At 58.3% G+C, this 23,631-nt stretch carries 18 protein-coding genes; 13 read left to right on the top strand and 5 right to left on the bottom strand.

Annotation, left to right across the window (positions count from 1 at the left end; all coding sequences use genetic code 11):
• The first annotated feature begins 80 nt into the window (after positions 1–80).
• Complete coding sequence (gene mrcA, locus EBL_RS01125; protein ID WP_002444794.1) at positions 81–2,627, top strand: peptidoglycan glycosyltransferase/peptidoglycan DD-transpeptidase MrcA; 2,547 nt, start codon at positions 81–83, stop codon at positions 2,625–2,627.
• Positions 2,628–2,668: 41 nt separating this feature from the next.
• Here the strand turns inward: mrcA and EBL_RS20785 are convergent, their stop codons facing one another.
• Both EBL_RS20785 and nudE read right to left on the bottom strand, forming a co-directional pair.
• Positions 2,669–3,583, bottom strand: coding sequence for a CfaE/CblD family pilus tip adhesin (locus EBL_RS20785; protein WP_308417262.1), 915 nt, complete (start codon positions 3,581–3,583; stop codon positions 2,669–2,671).
• 626 nt (positions 3,584–4,209) lie between these two features.
• Positions 4,210–4,770 carry an ADP compounds hydrolase NudE gene (gene nudE, locus EBL_RS01115; RefSeq protein ID WP_002444789.1) on the bottom strand — a complete coding sequence of 187 codons (561 nt, stop codon included), beginning with the start codon at positions 4,768–4,770 and terminating at the stop codon, positions 4,210–4,212.
• 327 nt (positions 4,771–5,097) lie between these two features.
• On the opposite strand from nudE, the gene EBL_RS01110 reads away from it, so the two are divergent.
• The 5 genes from EBL_RS01110 (at position 5,098) to pckA (ending at position 11,188) form a co-directional block, all read left to right on the top strand.
• Complete coding sequence (locus EBL_RS01110) at positions 5,098–7,221, top strand: intracellular growth attenuator family protein (protein WP_002444787.1); 2,124 nt, start codon at positions 5,098–5,100, stop codon at positions 7,219–7,221.
• A 69-nt stretch (positions 7,222–7,290) separates the two neighbouring features.
• Entirely contained in the window at positions 7,291–7,962 is a 672-nt protein-coding gene (yrfG, locus tag EBL_RS01105) for a GMP/IMP nucleotidase (protein WP_002444786.1), read from the top strand.
• Complete coding sequence (gene hslR, locus EBL_RS01100) at positions 7,959–8,360, top strand: ribosome-associated heat shock protein Hsp15 (RefSeq protein WP_002444783.1); 402 nt, start codon at positions 7,959–7,961, stop codon at positions 8,358–8,360. Before yrfG ends, hslR begins: the two co-directional genes overlap by 4 nt.
• Before the next feature lie 27 nt (positions 8,361–8,387).
• Positions 8,388–9,266 carry an Hsp33 family molecular chaperone HslO gene (hslO, locus tag EBL_RS01095; protein ID WP_002444780.1) on the top strand — a complete coding sequence of 293 codons (879 nt, stop codon included), beginning with the start codon at positions 8,388–8,390 and terminating at the stop codon, positions 9,264–9,266.
• Between the two features lie 302 nt (positions 9,267–9,568).
• The gene (gene pckA, locus EBL_RS01090) at positions 9,569–11,188 is read left to right on the top strand and encodes a phosphoenolpyruvate carboxykinase (ATP) (RefSeq protein ID WP_002444778.1); all 1,620 of its coding nucleotides are present in this window, start codon (positions 9,569–9,571) and stop codon (positions 11,186–11,188) included.
• Between the two features lie 51 nt (positions 11,189–11,239).
• On the opposite strand, the gene envZ is transcribed toward pckA, so the two are convergent.
• Entirely contained in the window at positions 11,240–12,601 is a 1,362-nt protein-coding gene (gene envZ, locus EBL_RS01085; RefSeq protein ID WP_014715733.1) for a two-component system sensor histidine kinase EnvZ, read from the bottom strand.
• A complete protein-coding gene (gene ompR, locus EBL_RS01080; protein WP_002444774.1) occupies positions 12,598–13,317 on the bottom strand; it encodes an osmolarity response regulator transcription factor OmpR in 720 nt (239 codons plus the stop codon). Before ompR ends, envZ begins: the two co-directional genes overlap by 4 nt.
• Before the next feature lie 218 nt (positions 13,318–13,535).
• On the opposite strand from ompR, the gene greB reads away from it, so the two are divergent.
• The 6 genes from greB to yjjJ all read left to right on the top strand — a co-directional run bounded on the left by greB (position 13,536) and on the right by yjjJ (position 22,117).
• Positions 13,536–14,021 carry a transcription elongation factor GreB gene (gene greB / locus EBL_RS01075; protein WP_002444772.1) on the top strand — a complete coding sequence of 162 codons (486 nt, stop codon included), beginning with the start codon at positions 13,536–13,538 and terminating at the stop codon, positions 14,019–14,021.
• Between the two features lie 88 nt (positions 14,022–14,109).
• On the top strand, positions 14,110–16,446 hold the full coding sequence (locus EBL_RS01070) for a Tex family protein (RefSeq protein WP_002444770.1): 2,337 nt from the start codon (positions 14,110–14,112) through the stop codon (positions 16,444–16,446).
• Positions 16,447–16,909: 463 nt separating this feature from the next.
• Positions 16,910–17,134, top strand: a complete 225-nt coding sequence (gene feoA / locus EBL_RS01065; protein ID WP_002444768.1) for a ferrous iron transporter A — start codon at positions 16,910–16,912, stop codon at positions 17,132–17,134.
• Between the two features lie 49 nt (positions 17,135–17,183).
• Complete coding sequence (gene feoB, locus EBL_RS01060; protein WP_002444766.1) at positions 17,184–19,502, top strand: Fe(2+) transporter permease subunit FeoB; 2,319 nt, start codon at positions 17,184–17,186, stop codon at positions 19,500–19,502.
• Between the two features lie 12 nt (positions 19,503–19,514).
• Complete coding sequence (feoC, locus tag EBL_RS01055; protein WP_002444765.1) at positions 19,515–19,751, top strand: [Fe-S]-dependent transcriptional repressor FeoC; 237 nt, start codon at positions 19,515–19,517, stop codon at positions 19,749–19,751.
• Between the two features lie 1,058 nt (positions 19,752–20,809).
• Entirely contained in the window at positions 20,810–22,117 is a 1,308-nt protein-coding gene (yjjJ, locus tag EBL_RS01050) for a type II toxin-antitoxin system HipA family toxin YjjJ (RefSeq protein ID WP_002440531.1), read from the top strand.
• Here yjjJ and bioH read toward each other — a convergent pair whose 3' ends face one another.
• The gene (gene bioH / locus EBL_RS01045) at positions 22,118–22,903 is read right to left on the bottom strand and encodes a pimeloyl-ACP methyl ester esterase BioH (RefSeq protein WP_002440533.1); all 786 of its coding nucleotides are present in this window, start codon (positions 22,901–22,903) and stop codon (positions 22,118–22,120) included.
• Positions 22,904–22,943: 40 nt separating this feature from the next.
• Here bioH and gntX point away from each other — a divergent pair, with 40 nt between their 5' ends.
• Positions 22,944–23,624, top strand: coding sequence for a DNA utilization protein GntX (gene gntX / locus EBL_RS01040; protein WP_002440534.1), 681 nt, complete (start codon positions 22,944–22,946; stop codon positions 23,622–23,624).
• Positions 23,625–23,631 lie beyond the last annotated feature (7 nt).

Here is a 23,631-nt window from a genome sequence, read left to right as displayed (position 1 = left end):
ATCAAAGCGTCTGGCTTGCCTTTATACTACCGCGCGTCTGTTTATAAACTGTCCACTGCATACTAAATGGAAAATGCCGAGTGAAGTTCGTAAAGTATTTATTCATCCTTGCACTGTTTTGCATCATGCTGGGAGCCGGCTCGATTTACGGCCTGTACAAATATATTGAGCCCCAGTTGCCGGATGTGGCGACCCTGAAGGATGTGCGCCTGCAGATCCCGATGCAGGTCTACAGTGCCGACGGCGAGCTGATTGCTCAGTACGGTGAGAAGCGCCGCATTCCTCTGGCCCTGAATCAGATACCGCCGGAACTGGTGCACGCGTTTATTGCCACAGAAGACAGCCGCTTCTATGAGCACCACGGCGTTGATCCGATTGGTATTTTCCGCGCAGCCAGTATTGCCCTGTTCTCCGGGCACGCCTCTCAGGGGGCCAGTACCATTACCCAGCAGCTGGCAAGAAACTTCTTCCTGAGCCCGGAAAAAACGCTGATACGCAAAGTCAAAGAAGCGTTCCTGGCGGTGCGCATTGAGCAGCTACTCAGCAAAGAAGAAATTCTTGAGCTGTACCTGAATAAGATTTACCTCGGCTACCGGGCTTACGGTGTGGGTGCGGCGGCGCAGGTCTATTTCGGTAAACCTGTTGATCAGCTCACCCTCAGTGAAATGGCGATGATAGCCGGGCTGCCTAAAGCGCCCTCCACCTTTAACCCGCTCTATTCACTGGACAGGGCCACCGCCCGTCGCAACGTGGTGCTCGCCCGTATGCGCGATGAAGGCTACATCACCGTCGGGCAGCTTGATCAGGCCCGGGCAGAGCCTATCCGGGCGAACTACCATGCGCCGAAAATTACCTTCTCTGCCCCGTATCTGTCGGAAATGGTGCGCCAGGAGATGGTCAGCCGCTATGGCGAAAAAGCCTATGAGGACGGTTTCCGGGTGTATACCACCATTCACCGCCCGGCACAGCAGGCCGCGCAGGATGCCCTGCGTAACAACGTGCTGGCCTATGATATGCGCCACGGCTACCGGGGCCCGGCCAGCCAGCTGTGGAAAATCGGCGAGACCCCCTGGGGGCAGGATAAAATTACCGGCCTGCTGCGCACTATCCCGGCTTCCGGCCCGCTGTTACCGGCTGTGGTCACCCGGGCCAGTGGGGCTGAGGCCAGCGCACTCCTGGCAGACGGCTCCGCCGTTACCCTCAGTATGAGCGGCGTACGCTGGGCCCGGCCATACCGCTCGGATACCCAGCAGGGGGCAACCCCGCGCAAAGTGACCGATGTGATACAGGCAGGCCAGCAAATCTGGGTGCGCCAGTCCGGCGCGGACTGGTGGCTGGCGCAAATTCCGGATGTTAACTCCGCGCTGGTGTCAATTGATGCCAATAACGGCGCGATTATCGCCCTGGTCGGCGGGTTTGACTTTAACCAGAGCAAATTTAACCGCGCCACTCAGGCCCTGCGCCAGGTGGGGTCAAATATCAAACCCTTCCTGTATACGGCCGCCATGGATAAGGGGCTGACCCTGGCCAGTATCCTCAACGACGTGCCTATCTCCCGCTGGGATGCGGGTGCCGGTTCCGACTGGCAGCCTAAGAACTCCCCGCCGCAGTATGCCGGGCCTATCCGCCTGCGCCAGGGGCTCGGGCAGTCGAAGAACGTGGTCATGGTGCGCGCCATGCGCGCCATGGGGGTGGATTACGCGGCAGAGTATTTACAGCGCTTTGGCTTCCCGGCACAAAATATCGTGCCCACCGAGTCACTGGCGTTAGGCTCTGCCTCGTTCACCCCGCTGCAGGTTGCCCGGGGCTATTCCGTGATGAGCAACGGCGGCTACCTGATTGACCCGTGGTTTATCGCGCGGATCGCCGACGAGCAGGGCAACACCGTGTTCGAAGCAACACCGAAAATCGCCTGTGCCGACTGCGATATTCCGGTGATCTACGGGGATACGCCAAAATCGAATCTGCTGGAAAACCACGATGTGGAAGATGTGGCCACCTCTGAAAACCCGCAAAACGGCAGTGTGCCGATGCCTCAGCTGGAGCAGGCCAACCAGGCGCTGACCGTGAACCAGCCTCAGGAGTATGCCCCCCATGTGATAAGCACCCCGCTGGCCTTTTTGATTAAAAGCGCCATGCATACCAATATCGTCGGGGAGCCTGGCTGGATGGGCACCGGCTGGCGTGCTGCCCGGGCAATTAACCGCCCTGATATTGGCGGCAAAACCGGCACCACAAACAGCGCCAAAGACGCCTGGTTTTCAGGCTACGGCCCGGGGGTGGTGACCTCCGTCTGGATAGGGTTTGACGATCACCGCCGCGATCTGGGGCGCACGACCGCCTCCGGGGCAATTCCCGATCAGATTTCCGGCTATGAAGGCGGCGCCAAAAGCGCGCAGCCTGCCTGGGATGATTTTATGAAATTCATTCTCAAAGGGGTGCCGGAGCAGCCATTAACCCCCCCTGCCGGGGTGGTTTCGGTCAATATTGACCGGGCCACCGGCCAGCTGGCCGGTCGTGGCGGGCAGCCGGAGTTCTTTATTGAAGGCACCCAGCCCACCACGCAGGCGGTGCATGAGGTGGGCACCACAGTGACAGAAAACGGCGAAACCCAGGAATTGTTCTGATTCGCCCCGACAAAAAAGCCCTGCCATAAGCAGGGCTTTTTTTATGGTGCCAGCGCTGTGGCGCTGAGATTAACCCGCAGCGTGCCCTGGTAGCGGCCTGCGGTTTTGCTGGCTTTGGCAAAGGGCAGTACATCCAGGGTCAGCGGGGCGGGCACACAAATCACCGGGTGCGGTATGCCGGGTAAGGCCACCGGACGAATCAGCGCACGGTTTACCCCGGTCAGGGTGATCTCTTTGCCGTTTTCCACTTTCACGGGCTGGCCGTTATAATTGAGGGTCACCCGGTAATCTATCCGGTTTAGTGGCTGGCTGTTGGCCGCGCCGGTTTTCACCACCGAGAAGAGATCCGCCGCCCGCCCGGAGGAGGTCAGCAGATCGGAAAGCGTAACCTTAAGCCACGGACTGTTGCTGTTGTAGCCGTCGTACAGGCAGGTATCAATCACCGTGCCACCAGAGACTTCCCCGCCTGGGGCGGTAGACAAGGGTTTGGTGCGTAAGTTGAGGTCCACCAGCGGCGTGGCGCGGCCAAAGGCCGGTAGATAAATTGCGCCATTATGTTTATCGGTGACATCAACGGTGATATCCGCCGTGAAGGTAGCGACTTGAATACTCGGCCGCCACTGCATTTCGTTAAGGATAAGCCTGGCTTTCCAGATACCGCCAGTAAATCTTGGCAATTGCTGCGCCGCGAACCATACATTTAATTCCTTACCATCAGTTTGCTTACCATCTTTACTGCATACAGCATATGCCGGGTAATAGGGAGAGGTAAAAGCGGGCGTTGATGTATCCGAACTGATCCCTGTAGCTTCAGAGCCGCAGGCCGATCCCCCATTCCATCTCAGATAAGTCGATATCCCCATCAGAATTTCCATACGCTGCTTACTACGCTGTTCCGTAAAAATCAAACGTACAAATTCCCTGCCGCGAATTTTCACTCCAGGAGTGAACCCCATTGGGGAAGTATTACAAGCGCCATTTTCTGGATTGGATGCTGATGCGCAAACCCAGGTGTTCCGTCCCCATCTGGCTGGCAAAGCAGTGTCGTAGCCCCCCTGATGACGAAACGCAACATAAACATTAGTTATAAAAGTGCCAGGCCGGTTAGGCATTGTGGTGATATCGCTGCTCAGTGTATATGGAATAGTTGCGCTGGAAGGAGGAAGAATAGTAGACAATGCGGGAGCAGAGAGTAAAAGTAAGCCCGTAAGCCCGTAAGCCCGTAAGCCCGTAAGCCCGTAAGCCCGTAAGCCCGTAAGCCCGTAATTATACTGACGAACCATGTGTATGTCAAGAGAAACATTCAATATATTCCTTATATTTCAATCTCTTAAGCAAAATCCAAAGAAAGCACTGAACGGCATACAGCGGAAAACAGGCAGGGATAATTGCCGGAGAGAAAGGTGATTACAGACGAGGGATACTAAGGAATGGCGACAAGTCAGAATAGTGAAGTAATGTGATTTTTATCTTAGGTACAGATAAACCGGGCACACAACCGGAAGAGAAAAGCCCTGCCATAAGCAGGGCTTTTTTTATGGTTTTCCCCGGGCGTTAACCGGGTATCTCACGGCGTGCTGGCCTACAGACGCCCCTGCCCGCGCAGCCAGTCGCGCACCAGGAACAGCGCGCTGACGTTACGCGCTTCGTTAAAGTCCGGCTCATCCAGCAGCGCATCAAGTTGGTTCAGAGGCCAGCGCACCTGGGGTAACGGCTCCGGCTCATCGCCCGGCAGGGATTCCGGGTAGAGTGCCTCCGCCACCAGGATGTTCATCTGGCTGGAGAAATAAGACGGCGCCATCGACAGGCGTTTCAGGAAGGTCAGCTGATGGGCCCCAAACCCCACCTCTTCTTTGAGTTCGCGGTTCGCCGCCTGGTAGATATCCTCACCCGGGTCAATAAGCCCCTTAGAGAAGCCCAGCTCATAGCTTTCCGTGCCCACCGCATACTCGCGGATAAGGACCAGGTGGTCATCCACAATCGGGATAATCATCACCGCTTCACGGTTAGAAGGGCGCATACGCTCGTAGACCCGGCGAACGCCGTTGCTGAATTCGAGATCAACCGCTTCAACGTTAAACAGCCGGGACCGGGCCACGGTTTCAACATTCAGAATGGTCGGTTTTTTTAAGGATTCGCTCATCGTCCTGGGCTTCTGCGGTTGAAAATGGCCCTCATTGTGCGATACGCCGCACGGTTTGGGCAATGTAAATTGTTTTCCATTTACATATTAGTAACCAATATGATTTGGTGCCTGGCTATTCATGTCAACACGTTGCATATGAAACGGGATTTTGCTGATATGGCGGGTCATGTTTTGTTGCTAAAGTTGATCAGATTCCACTCGTCATCAACATAAAGCTGATATAACTGCCGGCCGCAGGTGTTTTATATCGTGGTACTACGTTCATGCTGAAGGGTTACCGTTTGCTGCACTTGAAAAATAACATGCTGATGTGACGGGGAACCAATGAGCACCTTGTTGATTTTAGTCGCAACTGTTCTGGCAACCGTGACGCTTGCCCTGAGTCTGCTATGGCGCAGCCAGCAGCAGAGCGCGCGCCTGCCTGCGGTAAATTTCCCCGGGGCCACGTTTCGCAAGCTCTCGGCAGATGAGCGCAAAGCGGCAGAAAACTACCTGGAAACCTTTAACCGCTCCCGCCAGCTGGTGGGGCTCTCTGCGGCCAGTAATGCCCCTCAGCCCCTCACCTTAAGCCCGCGCAGCACCAAAGTTATCTGCGTTACCCGGGCCATTACCCGTTATGGTCTCTCTACCGATGAGGCCAACAAATGGCGCTACTATCTGGACTCGGTTGAAGTACACCTGCCCCCGTTCTGGGAGCCCTATATCAGCAACGATAACCGCATCGAGCTGGTGCGCACCGAAACCATGCCGCTGGTCATCAGCCTCAACGGCCACACCCTGCAGGACTATGTTAATGAGGCGGCGGGCTTCGCCCTGGAAAATACCTCGCAGGGGCATTCGTTTATCCGTGGTGAAGAGAGCGAACAAGTGGAACTGCGCCATGTGCGCCAGGAAACGCCGGAAGAATACGCCCTGAGCCAGGCGGAAAATCTGCGCGATCCGCTCTTTATTGTCGCCGCTCTGGTACTCGCGTTTTTATGCCTGGTAACCCCGGGGTTTCTGATCCCGTGGCTGGCGGGGGCGGGGCTGATTCTGTGTGCTGTCGGCTGCCTGGGGATGTTTGCCCCACCCGCCCGCCGCTCACTGCGTGAAATTCACTGCCTGCGGGGCACCCCCAAGCGCTGGGGGCTGTTTGGCGAGTCGGACCAGGATCCGCTCAATAACATCTCCCTGGGGGTTATTGACCTTATCTACCCGAAGCACTGGAAACCGTTTGTCAGCCATAATCTGGGCCGCCAGACCGATATTGACGTCTATCTGGATCGCCGGGTCGTGCGCCAGGGGCCGTTTCTCTCCCTTGAAGATGAGGTAAAGCACTTTCCGCTGCAGCGCTGGTCGCGCAGCCTGGTCCTTGCCACCGGGTCGCTACTGGTGCTGGTTATGATGGCCATCTGGGTGCCGCTGGATATGCCATTAAAACTGACCCTCTCCTGGCTCAAGGGTGCCCAGACCATCAGCGCCCAGCATGTCCGGCAGCTGGAAAGCGCCGGGGTGAAGGTGGGGGACACGCTAAAAATACAGGGCACAGGCACCTGTAATATCGGCAGCTTCTCTCCCCGTAATCACAGCCCGTTCGCGCCTTTTGACTGTTCGCAAATTATCTGGAATACCGCGCGCGCACTGCCATTCCCGGAGTCCGAAACGGTGGCGAAAGCCAGCGCCCTGCTGGCGTCGGTTAATCAGCAGCTCCACCCCCAGCCCGGCGAGAGCGAGGTTAACCCGCAGCTGGCCTCGGCAATTCAGCGCTCCGGCATGATTTTGCTGAGCGATTTTGCCGACATCGTCAGGAAAACCCAGGCCCTGTGCACCGGCCGGGATGAGTGCGTGCGGCTGAAAAACGCCCTGACAAACCTGGGCAATACCCGGGACTGGGCCACCCTCACCCGCCGCGCCAGCACCGGCAAGCTCGATGGTACAAATCTGCTGCTGCGCCCGGTCAGCGCCGAATCCCTTGATAACTTAGTGACCACCTCCACCAACCCCTTTTTCCTGCGGGAGACCGAGCGGGCCGCCCAGGCCCTGAACAGCCCGGCCCCCGGCGGCTTCGTGATTATCAGTGATGAGGGCAACTCGCTGGTGAACCTTCCCGGGCCTGCCACCCCCCTTGACGACTATCCGCCCGCCGAGCGCTGGAGCGCGCTGCGCCACCTGGCCGGTCAGCTGATGAACACCCCGTTCACGGCCGAGGGCATCGTCACCGGGATCCAGACCGACGCCAACGGCACCCGGCATGTAACCCTGCACGCCATACCGGACAGCGCCGGGATCTGGCGCAATACGGGCACCACACTGCTGCTGTTGCTGCTGCTTGGCTGCACGCTCTGGAACGGGGTGATGGCTGTACGCCGCTACCAGCACAACCAGATGCGCACCGTGGCTATCCAGCGCTACTACGAAGACTGCCTGCCCAAAAACCTGCTACCCGGGCCGGATAACAGCCCCCGTTAACCCCGGCTATTCCCGTCGCCGGGGGTTTATACTACTCTGTGGCCTTTTGCCTGCCCGGAGCCCGCGCCCATGACCATTGACTGGAAAAATATTGATACTGTCCTGCTGGATATGGACGGCACGCTGCTGGATCTCGCCTTTGATACGGACTTCTGGCAGCGCCTGGTGCCACAGACCCTGCAACAGCGCCGGGGTCTCAGCCCGACGCAGGCACACCAGCTCATCATGCGTGAGTATCATGCGGTGCAACATACGCTAAACTGGTACTGTCTGGACTACTGGAGCACAACACTTGGGCTGGATATTCGGGCAATGACCACCGCACAGGGGCCGCAGGCAAAACTGCGCGCCGATACGCAGCCGTTTCTTGATGCCCTGGCCCGGTGCGGCAAGCGCCGCATTCTGCTGACCAACGCCCACCCCCATAACCTGGCGGTAAAACTAAAACACACCGGCCTGGGCGCACACCTTGATTTATTACTTTCCACCCACACATTTGGTTATCCGAAAGAAGATCAGCGCCTGTGGCAGGCCGTTGCCGGTGAAACCGGGCTGGATGCCTCCCGCACGCTGTTTATTGATGACAGCGAGGCGATTCTTGATGCCGCCGCCCGCTTCGGGATCCGCTACTGCCTGGGTGTCAGCAACCCGGATTCCGGCATGCCGGATAAGCAGTACCAGCGCTTTCGCGCGCTCAGTGACTACCGGCGTCTGATCCCTGAACTTCTGGAGTCGCAGTGAAAGAAAAAACAACCGCCGGTGTTCGCCTGGACAAATGGCTCTGGGCCGCCCGCTTTTATAAAACCCGCGCCCTGGCCCGCGAGATGATCGACGGCGGCAAAGTCCACTACAACGGACAGCGCAGCAAACCCAGCAAGCTGGTAGAGACCGGTGCGCTGATTACCCTGCGCCAGGGAAACGACCAGCGCACCGTGATAGTGCGCGAAATCAGTGAACAGCGCCGCCCGGCCAGTGACGCAGCAGCCCTCTATGAAGAGACGGCCGAAAGTATCGCCAGACGCGAGAGCATTGCCCTGGCGCGCAAAATGAACGCGCTGTCGATGCCGAACCCGGAGCGTCGCCCGGACAAAAAAGAGCGCCGGGATCTGATGAAATTTAAATACGGTGACAGCGAATAATCGCTGCCCCCCGCAAGAGAGACGACTATGGCCCAACATGACCAATTACATCGCTACCTGTTCGAAAATCACGCCGTGCGCGGCGAGCTGGTGACGGTTTCTGAAACCTGGCAACACATTCTGGAAAACCACGACTACCCGCAGCCGGTAAAAAAAGTGCTGGGTGAATTACTGGTGGCCACCAGTCTGCTGACCGCCACCCTGAAATTTGCCGGTAGCATTACCGTGCAGCTCCAGGGGGATGGCCCGCTGGCTCTGGCGGTGATCAACGGCAACAACGAGCAGCAGATGCGCGGTGTGGCCCGTACCCAGGGCGAGGTTCCGCAAGATGCGGATCTGAAAACTCTGGTGGGGAACGGTTATCTGGTTATCACCATCACGCCGGATGAAGGCGAACGCTATCAGGGCGTGGTCGGCCTGGAAGGCGACACCCTGGCCGCCTGCCTGGAAGATTACTTTATGCGCTCAGAGCAGCTGCCCACCCGCCTGTTTATTCTGACCGGTGAAGCAGAAGGCAAACCGGCAGCCGGGGGGATGCTGCTGCAGGTATTACCGGCCCAGAACGCCCAGCGTGAAGACTTCGACCACCTGGCCACCTTAACGGCGACCATCAAACCGGAAGAGTTACTGACCCTGCCGGCGCGCGAAGTGTTGTGGCGCCTGTACCACGAAGAAGAGGTCACGGTTTACGATCCCCAGGATGTGGAATTTAAATGTACCTGTTCCCGTGAGCGCTGCGCCGATGCGCTGAAAACCCTGCCGGAAGACGAGATAGCCTCCATCCTGGCAGAAGACGGTAAAATTGATATGCACTGCGATTACTGCGGTAATCACTACGAGTTTAACGAAATGGACATTATTGAACTGCGTAAGAACGCCGCCCCGGCGGATCCGCATATCCATTAATCGCCCATAACAGGTGTGCAGCCATGTCATTTCTGGCATGGCTGAGGTCACATTTTCCTCTGCAAAATCGATCCCACTCACAAAAAGCTCATTTCGATCCCATTTATTTAACATTCCTTAAATATTTTTCACGCCGTCAAGCTGAATGCTGTCATAATCGGTCCCACATTGTGACTGGTATCACAACGTTTTGTGGAGAACGCATTTCCGTCAAACCGCAAATCTATGAAGCCCGTCCCGGTTAACAACCGTAAAACAACCCTACAATTTGCATCAGTATAAGTTAGCAAAGGAGTAGTCAAATGCGCTTTCATGGTGTTACCCCGCAGGCTCTGCAAGCTTATGGCATTCACGACGTGAGTGAAGTGGTCTATAACCCCGATTACGACACCCTTTACCAGGAAGAACTGGCGCCGGGCCTGGAAGGCTTCGAGCGTGGTGTGCTGACCAGTCTGGGCGCAGTGGCAGTAGATACCGGTATCTTTACCGGCCGTTCCCCGAAAGATAAATACATCGTCCGTGATGACACCACCCGCGATACCCTGTGGTGGGCAGACAACGGCAAGGGTAAAAACGACAACAAGCCCTTGTCCCAGGAGACCTGGCAGCAGCTGAAGTCTCTGGTAACGGAGCAGTTATCGGGCAAGCGACTGTTTATTGTCGATGCGTTCTGCGGTGCCAATGCGGACACCCGCCTTTCCGTACGGTTTATTACCGAGGTGGCCTGGCAGGCACACTTCGTGAAAAACATGTTTATTCGCCCCAGCGAGGAAGAGCTCGAAGGCTTCGAGCCAGACTTTATCGTTATGAACGGTGCCAAGTGCACCAACCCGAACTGGAAAGAACAAAACCTGAATTCAGAAAACTTTGTCGCCTTTAACCTCACCGAGCGCATGCAGCTTATCGGCGGGACCTGGTACGGCGGCGAGATGAAAAAAGGCATGTTCGCCATTATGAACTACCTGCTGCCGCTCAAAGGCATTGCGTCAATGCACTGCTCGGCAAACGTGGGTGAGAAAGACGACGTTGCGGTATTCTTTGGCCTGTCCGGCACCGGGAAAACCACCCTGTCCACCGATCCGAAGCGCCGCCTGATTGGCGACGATGAGCACGGCTGGGATGATGACGGCGTGTTTAACTTCGAAGGCGGCTGCTATGCCAAAACCATCCGCCTGTCCAGAGAAGCAGAGCCGGAAATCTATAACGCTATCCGCCGCGATGCCCTGCTGGAAAACGTGGTCGTAAACGCTGATGGCGTCATCGATTTTAACGATGCCTCCAAAACCGAAAACGCCCGCGTCTCCTACCCGATTGAGTTTATCGACAACATCGTTAAACCGGTCTCAAAAGCAGGCCACGCCACCAAGGTTATCTTCCTGACAGCAGACGCGTTCGGCGTGCTGCCGCCGGTATCCCGCCTCACCGCAAGCCAGACCCAGTATCACTTCCTGTCGGGCTTTACGGCGAAACTGGCCGGTACGGAGCGCGGTATTAACGAACCAACGCCGACCTTCTCGGCCTGCTTCGGGGCTGCCTTCCTGACCCTGCACCCTACCCAGTATTCTGAAGTGCTGGTTAAGCGTATGCAGGCGTCCGGTGCTCAGGCATACCTGGTCAACACCGGCTGGAACGGCACCGGTAAGCGGATCTCCATTAAAGATACCCGCGCCATTATCAACGCTATCCTTGACGGGGAGCTGGATAACGCCGAAACCTTTACGCTGCCGATATTCAACCTCGCCGTGCCGACTGCACTGCCGGGCGTGGATAGCCGGATCCTGGATCCGCGTAATACCTACGGCTCACCCGAGCAGTGGCAGGAAAAAGCCACCACTCTGGCGAAGCTGTTTATCGAGAACTTCGATAAGTATACGGACACCCCGGCCGGGGAAGCGCTGGTCAGCGCCGGCCCGCAGCTGTAAGGCTCTGACAAAAAAGCCGCTGATAATCAGCGGCTTTTTTTATGGTCTCGCTCAGGCGGTGGGTTTATTTTTCGCCAGGGTGACACCGGTGCCCGGCGCCAGCGGCAGCCACGCCCGGATGCGCAGCCCGCCCTTATCACTACTGCCGATATCGAGCATACCGCGGTGGTTATCCACAATACGCTGCACGATTGCCAGCCCCAGCCCGGTGCCGCTGGTACTGCGCGCGCTGTCGCCGCGTACAAACGGCTGAAGCAGATGCTGGAGCTGGTCGGGGCTGATACCCGGGCCGTCATCTTCAACCTGGAACCAGGCGCGATTCAGCTCTGTTCCGCTGCTGACCTTGATCCAGCCATTCCCGTAGCGCGCCGCATTCACCACCATATTCGCCACAGCCCGTTTAACTGACAAGGGGTGGATATCCACCATAATCTCGCCGTTTTGCAGGCCGGTCTCAATTTCCCGCTCGTAGCCACTTTCAGAGGCAATCACCTCACCCAGCACCATATTCAGATCCGTGCGCTCTACCGGCATCTCCTGCCCGGTCCGCAGGTAATCAATAAACTGCTCGATAATCGCGTTGCACTCTTCAATGTCTTTATTGATGGACTCGGCCAGGTAACCGTCCTGTTCGCCCATCATTTCCGTTGCCAGGCGGATACGGGTCAGCGGTGTGCGGAGATCGTGGCTGACCCCGGCCATCAGCAGGGTGCGGTCATCTGCCAGCTGCTTAACCCCGGCGGCCATATGGTTAAAGGCCCGGGTCACGGAGCGCACCTCCGACGCCCCGTACTCACGCAGCGGCGGCGGAATAATCCCCTTACCCACCTGCAGCGCCGCGTGCTCCAGATCCACCAGCGGCCGGTTCTGGATACGGATAAACAGCCAGGCCCCGCCAATCGCCAGCAGCATTATCGCCAGGGTATAGCGAAACAGGGGGGAAAAATCCCCCTGGTGAATTTCGGTTAACGGCACCCGCACCCAGATACTGGGCGAGAGCGACGTTTTGAGCCACACCACCGGTGAGCTCTTGTTAACTTCTACCCGCACTTCTGTCGGGCCGCCCAGCTGCTGCGCCATCTGCTGGCTGAGGAATTCATAATGCTGTGCCCAGCGCAGCCCGGCCTCTTCGGCGGCTTCGTCAGAGTAGAGCGAAATACCCAGCTCCCGGTAAATTTCCCGGCGAAATGCCGGGGGAACCACCAGCTGCGTGCCGTCCTCCAGCTGCAGTTTGTCGGTCATCAGCATACGCACTTCGTAGGCCAGTACCTTATTAAACTGCTGCAGGCTCGGCAGAATGGCAAAATTGAGCACCACCAGATAGGTCGTCACCAGGCTGACAAACAGCAGGGTGACGATCAGCAACAGGGTGCGCGCGAAAGAGCTGCGCGGCGAGAAGCGCAAGCGCCTCATGCTTTAGCGCCGTCCGGAACGAAGACGTAGCCAAGACCCCAGACGGTCTGAATATAGCGCGGGTGGGCCGGATCCTCTTCCACCATCCGGCGCAGACGGGAGATCTGCACGTCGATGGAACGCTCCATGGCGCTGTATTCGCGGCCCCGGGCAAGGTTCATCAGCTTATCGCGGGATAACGGCTCACGCGGGTGGCTGACCAGAGCCTTCAGCACCGCAAACTCACCGCTGGTCAGCGGCATGGGCTCCTCGTCGCGGAACATTTCGCGGGTGCCGAGGTTAAGTTTAAATTTACCGAAGGCGATAACCGCCTCTTCCTGGGAGGGTGCCCCGGGCAGCTCGTTGGCCTGGCGGCGCAGCACCGCGCGGATACGGGCCAGCAGTTCACGGGGGTTAAACGGTTTGGGAATATAGTCATCGGCGCCGATTTCCAGCCCGACGATGCGATCCACCTCTTCACCTTTGGCGGTCACCATGATGATAGGCATCGGGTTGCTCTGGCTGCGCAGGCGGCGGCAGATAGACAGGCCATCTTCACCGGGCAGCATCAGATCCAGCACCATCAGATGGAAGGATTCGCGGGTCAGCAAACGATCCATCTGCTCGGCGTTAGCCACACTACGAACCTGGAAGCCTTGCTCAGTCAGATAACGCTCTAACAGCGCGCGCAGACGCATATCGTCGTCCACAACCAGAATTTTATAATTCTCTTGCATTATGTTACTCCCAAAGGTTCGAATACTGAGTGGGTATTCTAAAAAAGCGCACGCGCTTCACCAGCCTATTCAGGTATATATTCTAGTCAAAATTGTTACAAAGCATATTTTACAGCAAGTTATCTGTGCGTTTATCAACAAATTAGCCTGATTTCGGCCCGGTTACGCGCCAGGAGAGCCGCGCAGCCGCAGAGCAGGAAAACCGGAGTTACTGATCAATGAAAACACCGCTTATCACCCGCGAAGGTTATGAAAAACTTAAACAGGAAATGGACTACCTGTGGCGCCAGGAGCGGCCGGAGGTCACCAAAAAAGTGACCTGGGCGGCAAGCCTTGGCGACCGCAGCGAAAATGCCGATTACCAGTACAATAAAAAACGGCTGCGGGAAATCGACCGCCGGGTGCGCTATCTGACCAAATGCCTTGAACAGCTGAAAATCGTCGACTACTCCCCGCAGCAGGAAGGCAAGGTCTTCTTCGGCGCCTGGGTGGAGATAGAAAACGACGACGGAGAGCTCAAACGCTTTCGTATTGTCGGGTATGACGAAATTTTCGGCCGCAACGATTATATCTCCATCGACTCCCCGATGGCCCGGGCCCTGCTCAAAAAAGAGGTGGGCGATCTGGCCTGCGTGCAGACCCCGGCAGGGGAAGCCGTATGGTATGTGAACAGTATTGAATACCCCCGGCCCGGAACCGTCTGAATCCCGGAAGGAGGGGCCCGGTTGCTGGCAATTTTGGCTGCCAGTCCGTATCCTCCGGTTATTTCCGCAATCAACAGATGACAACACCATGATGAATGATTCTCTGTGCCGCATTATTGCCGCTGAACTCCAGGCCCGGAACGAGCAGGTAGAAGCCGCCGTTCGCCTGCTGGACGAGGGCAACACCGTGCCCTTTATTGCGCGCTACCGTAAAGAAGTCACTGGTGGGCTGGACGATACCCAGCTGCGCCAGCTGGAAACCCGGCTGAGCTACCTGCGCGAGCTGGAAGACCGCCGCCAGGCGATCCTCAAGTCCATCACCGAACAGGGTAAGCTCACCGAGGCGCTGGCCAGCGCCATCAACGGCACCCTGAGCAAAACCGAGCTCGAAGACCTCTACCTGCCCTATAAGCCAAAGCGCCGCACCCGTGGGCAGATTGCCATTGAGGCCGGGCTTGAGCCGCTGGCGGATCTGCTGTGGAACGAGCCGGACCATGATCCGGAAACCACCGCCGCAAGCTATGTTGATGCCGATAAAGGCATCGCAGACGTTAAAGCCGCCCTCGACGGTGCCCGCTATATCCTGATGGAGCGCTTCGCCGAAGACGCGGTGCTGCTGGGCAAAGTGCGCGACTACCTGTGGAAAAATGCCCATATCGTTTCCCGGGTGGCCGAAGGCAAAGCCCAGGAAGGGGCGAAATTCAGCGACTACTTTGATCATCATGAGCCTATTGCCGCCGTGCCGTCTCACCGGGCGCTGGCCATGTTCCGCGGCCGCAACGAGGGTATTTTGCAGCTGTCGCTGAATGCGGATCCGCAATTTGATGAGCCCCCCAAAGAGAGCTACTGCGAGCAGATTATTATCGACCATCTGGGCCTGCGCCTGAATAACGCCCCGGCAGACAGCTGGCGGCGCGCGGTGGTCAGCTGGACCTGGCGCATCAAAGTGATGATGCACCTTGAAACCGAACTGATGGGCAGCGTGCGCGAGCGGGCGGAAGATGAAGCCATCAACGTTTTTGCCCGTAACCTTCACGACCTGCTGATGGCGGCCCCCGCAGGGCTGCGCCCCACAATGGGCCTTGATCCGGGCCTGCGTACCGGGGTGAAAGTGGCCGTGGTGGATGCCACCGGTAAACTGGTCGCGACCGATACCATTTACCCGCACACGGGCCAGGCCGCCAAAGCCGCCGTCGTTGTCGCGGCACTGTGTGAAAAGTATCAGGTTGAGCTGGTGGCTATCGGTAACGGTACCGCCTCCCGCGAGACGGAGCGCTTCTTCCTTGATGTTCAGAAACAGTTCCCGAAAGTGACCGCCCAGAAGGTGATTGTCAGCGAGGCGGGTGCCTCGGTCTATTCGGCCTCGGAGCTGGCGGCGCTGGAATTCCCGGATCTTGACGTTTCGCTGCGCGGTGCTGTCTCCATTGCCCGCCGTCTTCAGGATCCGCTGGCAGAGCTTGTGAAAATCGATCCGAAGTCTATCGGGGTTGGTCAGTACCAGCATGATGTCAGCCAGACCCTGCTGGCGAAAAAACTCGATGCGGTAGTGGAAGACTGCGTAAACGCCGTGGGGGTGGATCTGAATACCGCCTCTGTGGCGCTGTTAACCCGGGTCGCCGGGCTGACCAGAATGATGGCCCAGAATATCGTGGCCTGGCGCGACGAAAACGGCCAGTTCCGCAACCGCCAGCAGTTGCTGAAAGTCAGCCGTCTGGGGCCAAAAGCCTTCGAACAGTGTGCGGGCTTTTTGCGTATTAACCACGGGGATAACCCGCTGGATGCCTCCACCGTACACCCGGAAGCCTACCCGCTGGTAGAGCGTATCCTTGCCGCCACCCGGCAGAGCCTGCAAGTGCTGATGGGCGACACTAGTGCCCTGCGCGGCCTGAAAGCTGCCGACTACACCGACGAGCGCTTCGGGCTACCCACGGTGACAGACATTATCAAAGAGCTGGAAAAGCCCGGCCGTGACCCGCGCCCGGAATTTAAAACCGCCAGATTTGCCGACGGGGTCGAAACCATGAACGACCTGACCCCGGGCATGGTGCTGGAAGGGGCGGTCACCAACGTGACCAACTTCGGTGCGTTTGTGGATATCGGTGTCCACCAGGACGGGCTGGTGCATATCTCGTCGCTGTCTGACAAGTTTGTCGACGATCCGCACAAGGTCGTGAAAGCCGGTGACATTGTGCAGGTCAAAGTGCTGGATGTGGATCTCAACCGCAAACGCATTGCCCTGACCATGCGCCTGGATGAGCAACCCGGCGAGGGCAGCCCGCGCCGCAGCGGCAATACCCCCCAGGAGCAGGGCCGCGGCAACCGCCCGGCCACCCGGGGCGCCAAACCCCGCACGCGGGATAACGCCCCGGCCGGTAACAGCGCCATGAGCGACGCGCTGGCCGCTGCATTTGGCAAAAAACGCTGATACTCCCCCACCCGGCCATCACTGGCCGGGTTATTCCGCCCCGCCCGATTGTTTAATAATGACAGCTATTGTTTATTAACCGTTAACGTTATAACCCAGCGTTATTTCCCGGCCCGAATAATTAATTGCCCAGACAATGAGATAACAATATACGAAGAAATGTTAATAAGTACGCTATTCGTAACAGAGCAAATACGCCTGCATTATTTCCCGCTTCGCTTTTTGTGTTATATGCAGTGCAAAAAACGCCCTGCCGGTTGCGCTGTGTCAATAAAATCACAAATACTTTAGCTTTATGATTGCTGATAAAAACCATTCTCATTATCATTGTTAGCACGCCACAACCACATCCCTGATGCAGCTGGGCCGCATATCACCGCGATATCGCGCATGTGTGCTGTTTTTTTACCGTACCCTGAGCCCCGCACTGCTGAAGCTCAGTCAGAAAAACTAAGTAGGTTCTATGCAATTTATACCCAATAGTGCGTGGAAGATTACTGGCTTCTCCCGCGAAATCAGCCCGGCATACCGCCAGAAATTACTCTCCCTTGGTATGTTACCCGGTGCTTTATTTCAGGTGGTTCGTATTGCCCCGTTAGGCGACCCGATTCACATCGAAACCCGGCGCGTAAACCTGGTGCTGCGTAAAAAAGACTTAGAATTATTACAGGTGGAATCCGTCGCCTGATATTTCCGGCGCGATGCGCCCTATTCATTATTTCCGTTCACGTTAACCCATGAAAAATCTTACTATTGGTCTTATTGGTAACCCGAACTCAGGAAAAACCACCCTGTTCAACCAGCTGACGGGCTCCCGCCAGCGGGTGGGAAACTGGGCCGGGGTGACCGTTGAGCGCAAAGAAGGCCAGTTCTCTACCACCGACCATAAAGTCACGCTGGTAGACCTGCCCGGCACTTACTCACTCACCACTATCTCCTCACAAACCTCCCTTGATGAGCAGATTGCCTGCCACTACATTCTCAGCGGTGATGCCGACCTGCTGATTAACGTAGTGGATGCCTCGAACCTTGAGCGTAACCTGTATCTGACCCTGCAGCTGATAGAGCTGGGCATTCCCTGCATTGTTGCCCTCAACATGCTGGATATTGCCGAAAAGCAGCATATTCAGATTGATGCCGATGCCCTCGCCGCCCGGCTGGGCTGCCCGGTGGTTCCGATTATCTCTACCCGCGGGCGCGGTATCGACAGCCTCAAGCTGGCCATTGACCGCCGCCACCAGAACCAGAACATCGAACTGGTGCACTACGCCAAACCCCTGCAACGCGAAGCGGCCTGGCTGGCGGGCGAAATGCCGGCGCAGATCCCGGCGCGCCAGCGCAACTGGCTGGCGATTCAGATGCTCGAAGGGGATATCTACAGCCGCAACTACGCAGGCGAAGCCCAGGAGAAGCTGGATGTTGCCCGGGCGCGGCTGGCCGATGAGATTGACGACCCGGCACTGCACATTGCCGATGCCCGTTACCAGAGCATTTCCGCCATCTGCGAAGCGGTGAGCAACACCCTCACCTCCGGCCCCAATAAACTCACCGCCGCCATGGATAAAATTATCCTGAACCGGGTGCTGGGTTTGCCTATCTTCCTGCTGGTGATGTACCTGATGTTCCTGCTGGCTATCAACATCGGCGGCGCGCTACAGCCCATCTTTGACGGTGGCTCTGTGGCTATCTTTATTCACGGCATCCAGTGGCTGGGGGCGACCCTGCACTTCCCTCAATGGCTGACTATCTTCCTCGCCCAGGGGATCGGGGGCGGTATTAATACCGTGCTGCCGCTGGTGCCGCAGATTGGGATGATGTTCCTGTTCCTCTCGTTCCTGGAAGACTCCGGCTATATGGCCCGGGCCGCGTTCGTAATGGACCGTCTGATGCAGTCCCTTGGCCTGCCGGGGAAATCGTTCGTGCCGCTGATTGTCGGGTTTGGCTGTAATGTGCCGTCCGTTATGGGTGCCCGCACCCTGGACGCCCCCCGGGAACGGCTGATGACCATTATGATGGCGCCGTTTATGTCCTGCGGCGCGCGGCTGGCTATCTTTGCGGTCTTTGCCGCCGCGTTCTTCGGCCAGAGCGGTGCGCTGGTGGTGTTCTCGCTGTATATCCTCGGCATTGTGATGGCTATCCTCACGGGGCTGATGCTGAAATTCACCATTCTGCGCGGCGAGGCGAGCCCCTTTGTGATGGAGCTGCCCGTCTACCACGTGCCGCACCTTAAAGGGCTGCTGCTCCAGACCTGGCAGCGCCTGAAAGGCTTTGTACTGCGTGCCGGTAAGGTGATTGTGATTGTCAGTGTGTTTATCGGCGCGCTGAACAGCTTCTCCTTTAGCGGTAAGGCGGTAGACAACATCAATGATTCGGCCCTGGCCTCGGTCAGTAAAGTGCTGACCCCGCTCCTGGCGCCGATCGGTGTTCATGAAGATAACTGGCAGGCGACCATCGGGCTGTTTACCGGCGCCATGGCAAAAGAGGTGGTTGTCGGGACCCTGAACACCCTCTATACGGCGGAAAATATCCACGAAGAAGCGTTTGATCCGGCCAGCTTCAGCCTGACCGGCGAGCTGAGCGACGCGCTACAGGAGACCTGGACCAGCCTGGTGGACACCTTCAGCCTGAGCGTACTGGCCAACCCGATTGAAGCCAGCAAAGGTGACGGCGACATGGGCACCGGCACCATGGGCGTGATGAACGCCAAATTCGGCAGCGATGCGGCCGCCTACAGCTATCTGATCTTCGTGCTGCTGTATACGCCGTGCATCGCGGTCATGGGGGCCATCGCCCGGGAAGCCAGCCGTGGCTGGGTAATGTTTGCGGTCTTCTGGGGGATGGATATCGGCTACTCGCTGGCCACCCTTAACTACCAGATAGCCAGCTTCAGCGCCCACCCGCAGTACAGTCTGGTGTGCATTCTGGCGGTGATTCTGTTTAATGTGGTGGTGATTGGCCTGTTGCGCCGCTCCCGCAGCCTGGTGGATGTGAACCTGTTGACACAGGGTAAGCCGGTCTCCTCCTGCTGCCAGAACAGCTCCGGCGATTGCCACTAAGGCGGGGGATACATGGCTACGCTGATTGAAGTCCGGGATTTGCTGGCATTGCGCGGGCGGCTGGAGGCAGGCCAGATAAGCCAGCTGCTGAACACCCCGCGCCCGATGGTCGACGCCATGCTGGACAGGCTGGCGGCCATGGGCAAAGCAACCACCGTGACCGACGATCTCTCCGGCTGCCTGCACGGCAGCTGCAAAGAGTGCCCGGACGGTAAAAAGTGCCAGCCGGTATGGTGGACCCTGTGTTAACCCGGCAATAACCCTGAAAGCCCCGGCACCCGCCGGGGCTTTTTTATGGCCCATCGCATTTAAGCGTGGCGGCTGAAGCCTTTTCCCAAAGGGTGGTTTAGTGGAATCCGGCGATTCACACTGGCCTTATGGTGCCGGGATGGGCTGCGGTGCCAGTGATTTTGTCCATGTCAGTGGTGTGCACGGGTTCCGCTCCCCGCCCCCCGGTATTTCTTTGTGGCAACCGAACCTGGTCGCGTCCTAAAGGGGAATACCGATTCCCCTTTAGGGATACCCCCGGCCCGCGGGGAAACTGTCGCTGCGCGATACGCTCTGCTGCGCCTCAATCCTGCGGTCCGGTCGGGATTCGACATCCTGTCTCAGCCCTCCCTGTGGCGGCCATCCGGGCCGCCACCCCTGGTCTTTTCAGCTTCGCGCCGCCAGTTTCTTTTACGCGGGACTGGAAAACCCCTGCGGTAAAACAACACAGTTTCAGCGGCTGAAATGCCGCTGAACGTTTGTTAACGACCGCGAGGGTGTTAAACCCCCGCATAAAGGCAATCGGCGAAAACGCAGGTGCAGCTCAAGGACTGGCTGCCAGGATGGCAGCCAGAAGGAAGGTTGAGGCATGGATGCCGCATAACATTGTCAGGAACAATGTTAAACAGCGCTTGCGCTGGCCCCGGAGGGGTGAGCCTCATGGATGAGGCGAATAATCCTGACTGGTCCGCCAGAGCAAGCCGGAGTTGCAGCGAACCGCGCAGCGGCGATTGACCGCGGGCCGGCGAGGTCTCCAGGAGGGGGCCGGCCCCCCCTCCTGGAACGCGACCAGGTTCCGTACACAACATATGAGTGCCCATCGTCGGGGAGCGGAACCCGTTCACCGGGCGTTCATATGTCCGAACCTGAAGCGGGCGAGAATCGCTATTCTCACAAATCACCGTTTGGGAAATATCACGCTAACCCGCGATGAACCTTTTTTATATCCGCGCCCCGGGCAGATGACAGGCCACGGCCTGAATGCTAGTGTAGCTATTCATTTTCCTATTCATCTTTCTATTCATCAGGCGCTGCCGATAATGTCTACCCGCTCAGATACGCTACACCGGTTACTCCGCCAGGGGCCGGTAACCGTGAGGCAACTGGTTGAAAAACTGGGTATTAGCCAGCCCACCGTCTCCCGCGCGTTAACGGCTTGCGGCGATGACATTATCCGTATCGGCTGCGGCAGAGCTATTCAGTATGCCCTGCGCGACAGTACCCGTGGCTTCAAATGCGCCCCCATTTACCGGGTTACGGATACCGGGAAAATTAAGCCCCCTGGCAATCTTATTCCGGTTTATCCCGACGGGTTTGTCATGCAGCCAACAGACGGTGTGAGCCAGCATAGCGATGCCATACCCTGGTGGCTGTTTGATATGCGGCCACAGGGTTACCTGGGGAGAGCCTATGCCTCTGCGTATGCAGACACTCTGGGCCTGCCGACAAATCCTGATAAGTGGGATGACACCAGCGTAATCAGAGCCTTGCTCGCACACGGCCACGATGCCATCGGTAATCTGCTGGTCGGTGAACGGGCCAGAGACAACTTCGTGGCAATGCCTGAGCCTGTTCCCGCTGAACGGGAAACCGCCTTCCCCCGGCTGGCCCGGGCAGCCGGTACTGGTGAGTTACCGGGTTCATCCGCAGGCGGGGAGCAGCCGAAGTTCTGCGCCTATACCGCGCGTGGCCACGTATTAGTGAAATTTACCGCAGTGTCTGATAACCCGGTCAGCGAACGCTGGCGCGACCTGCTGCTGGCCGAACACCTGGCGCTAAAGGCACTGGGGGTGGAAACGCAGATCTTTGATTTTGACCACCAGCGGTTCCTGGAGATCCCCCGCTTCGACCGGGTTGGCCCCCTGGGGCGCAAAGCCGTTATTTCGCTGCGGGCGCTGGATGCTGAATTTGTCGGCGGGGGCAGCGCGTCCTGGCCTGCCCTGGTCACCCGGCTGGTTGATGAAAAATGCGTCACGCCTGATGCCGCCTGGCGCAGCGCGCTACTCTGGGCATTCGGGCGGCTCATCGGGAACACCGACATGCACACCGGCAACCTGTCGTTTATCAGCCACCACCACGGGGGCCCGTATGAACTCGCACCGGCCTATGACATTCTGCCGATGGGCTTTGCCCCCAAAACGAGTGGCGATATGGCCAGCACCCTGCGCCCGGCATCACTGCCGGAGAATATCGACGCAGATATCTGGCACGAGGCGCTGGCTCTGGCGCAAATCTTCCTGGAAGAGATCCGCCGTAGCGATCGCTTCTCCGCCAGTTTTGCCCCCTGTATTGAGGCATTACGCCACCATATTGACGAAGCCGCTGTCCGTATCGCGCGTTTAGGCTGACTAGCCCTGCGGCGTACACAGCAGGTCTTTAAGGGCCAGTAGCCGCTCGCAAAACTGCGCCGGGTGCGAAATAAACGGCGCGTGGGCGGCTTTATCAAAAATCCATGAGGGGCTGTCAGGCCAGGCGTCGTCCAGTAACCCGGCCACCCGGCGCGGCACCAGACCATCGAGCCGGCCATAGAGCCGCCACACCGGCATCGTCAGGCGGGACATGGGCTCGCGCAAATCCGCAGTCCGCAGGATCTCCAGCCCGCCGTTCAGGGTGTCGACCTCTGGCATCGGCAAAGACAGCACCACCTCTTTCAGCCGCCGGGCGTCCTGGCGGGCGCTCTCTGTGCCCAGAGTCTGCAGCGCCAGAAAGCGCTCCACGGTACGCTGAAAATCCTCACTCAGCTGGCGCTGAAACCCGGCCAGCACCTCAGGCTTAATGCCCGGCCACCCATCGCGCGCGGTAAAACACGGGGAGGAGGCCACACTCACCAGCGCCTGTACCCGCCGGGGCTGGCTTAACGCCACCTGGCTTGCCACCAGCCCTCCCAGGCTCCAGCCCAGCCAGATAGCCTGCTCCGGCGCCCGCTGCGCCACCAGCCCGGCCATCTCCTCAAGGCTCAGCGCCCCGTATCCCTGGCTGCGGCCATAGCCCGGCAGATCCACCAGGTGCAGCGTAAAATGCGCGCTGAGTTGCTCCTCAATGCAATGCCAGACTTGCCCATTCAGCCCCCATCCGTGCAACAGCACAAGATGACAATTTCCCGAGCCGGTCGTCTGCCACCAGATATCTTTCATTCGCTACAGTCCTGTTTTCCTGATCACCACAGAGGCCCTTATGCTAACAATCCCCGGCCTGTGTTGGCTATGCGCAATGCCCCTGCACCAGAGCCACTGGGGCATCTGCAGCTACTGCCAGCGCGCCCTGGCTCCCCCGCCCTGCTGCCCGTGCTGTGGTTTACCCGCCATAAGCGGGGCACTGCCCTGCGGGCGCTGCCTGCTGCGCCCGCCCCCCTGGCAGCGCCTGGTAATGGTGGACGACTACCGCCCGCCCTTGCGCCGCGCCGTGCAGCAGTTCAAATTTAACCGGGTAACCGCGCTGGCCCCGGCCCTGGCAAGGCTGATGCTGCTGCGCATTCTGGCGGAGCGCCGCAGCCGCCATTTACCCCGGGTAGACCTTATCCTGGCGGTGCCGTTGCACCACCACCGGGCCTGGCGGCGGGGCTATAACCAGAGCGATCTGCTGGCCCGGTATCTGGCCCGCTGGACCGGGTGTTCCTATGTGCCCGGCGGGCTGCGGCGGGTGAAATCCACCCGGGTTCAGCACCGGCTGAGCGCCCCCCTGCGCAGGCGTAATCTGCGCCGGGCATTCAGTCTTGAAATCCCGGTGCAGCATCGCCATATCGCTATAGTGGATGATGTGGTCACTACCGGCAGCACAGTGGCGGAAATCACCCGACTGTTAATGCGCCACGGTGCCGCCACGGTTCAAATCTGGTGCCTGTGCCGCACCTTGTAGAGCCCGG

The organism is Shimwellia blattae DSM 4481 = NBRC 105725 (assembly GCF_000262305.1).
Lineage (GTDB): Bacteria > Pseudomonadota > Gammaproteobacteria > Enterobacterales > Enterobacteriaceae > Shimwellia > Shimwellia blattae.
This window is presented reverse-complemented; position numbering and strand designations above follow the sequence as displayed.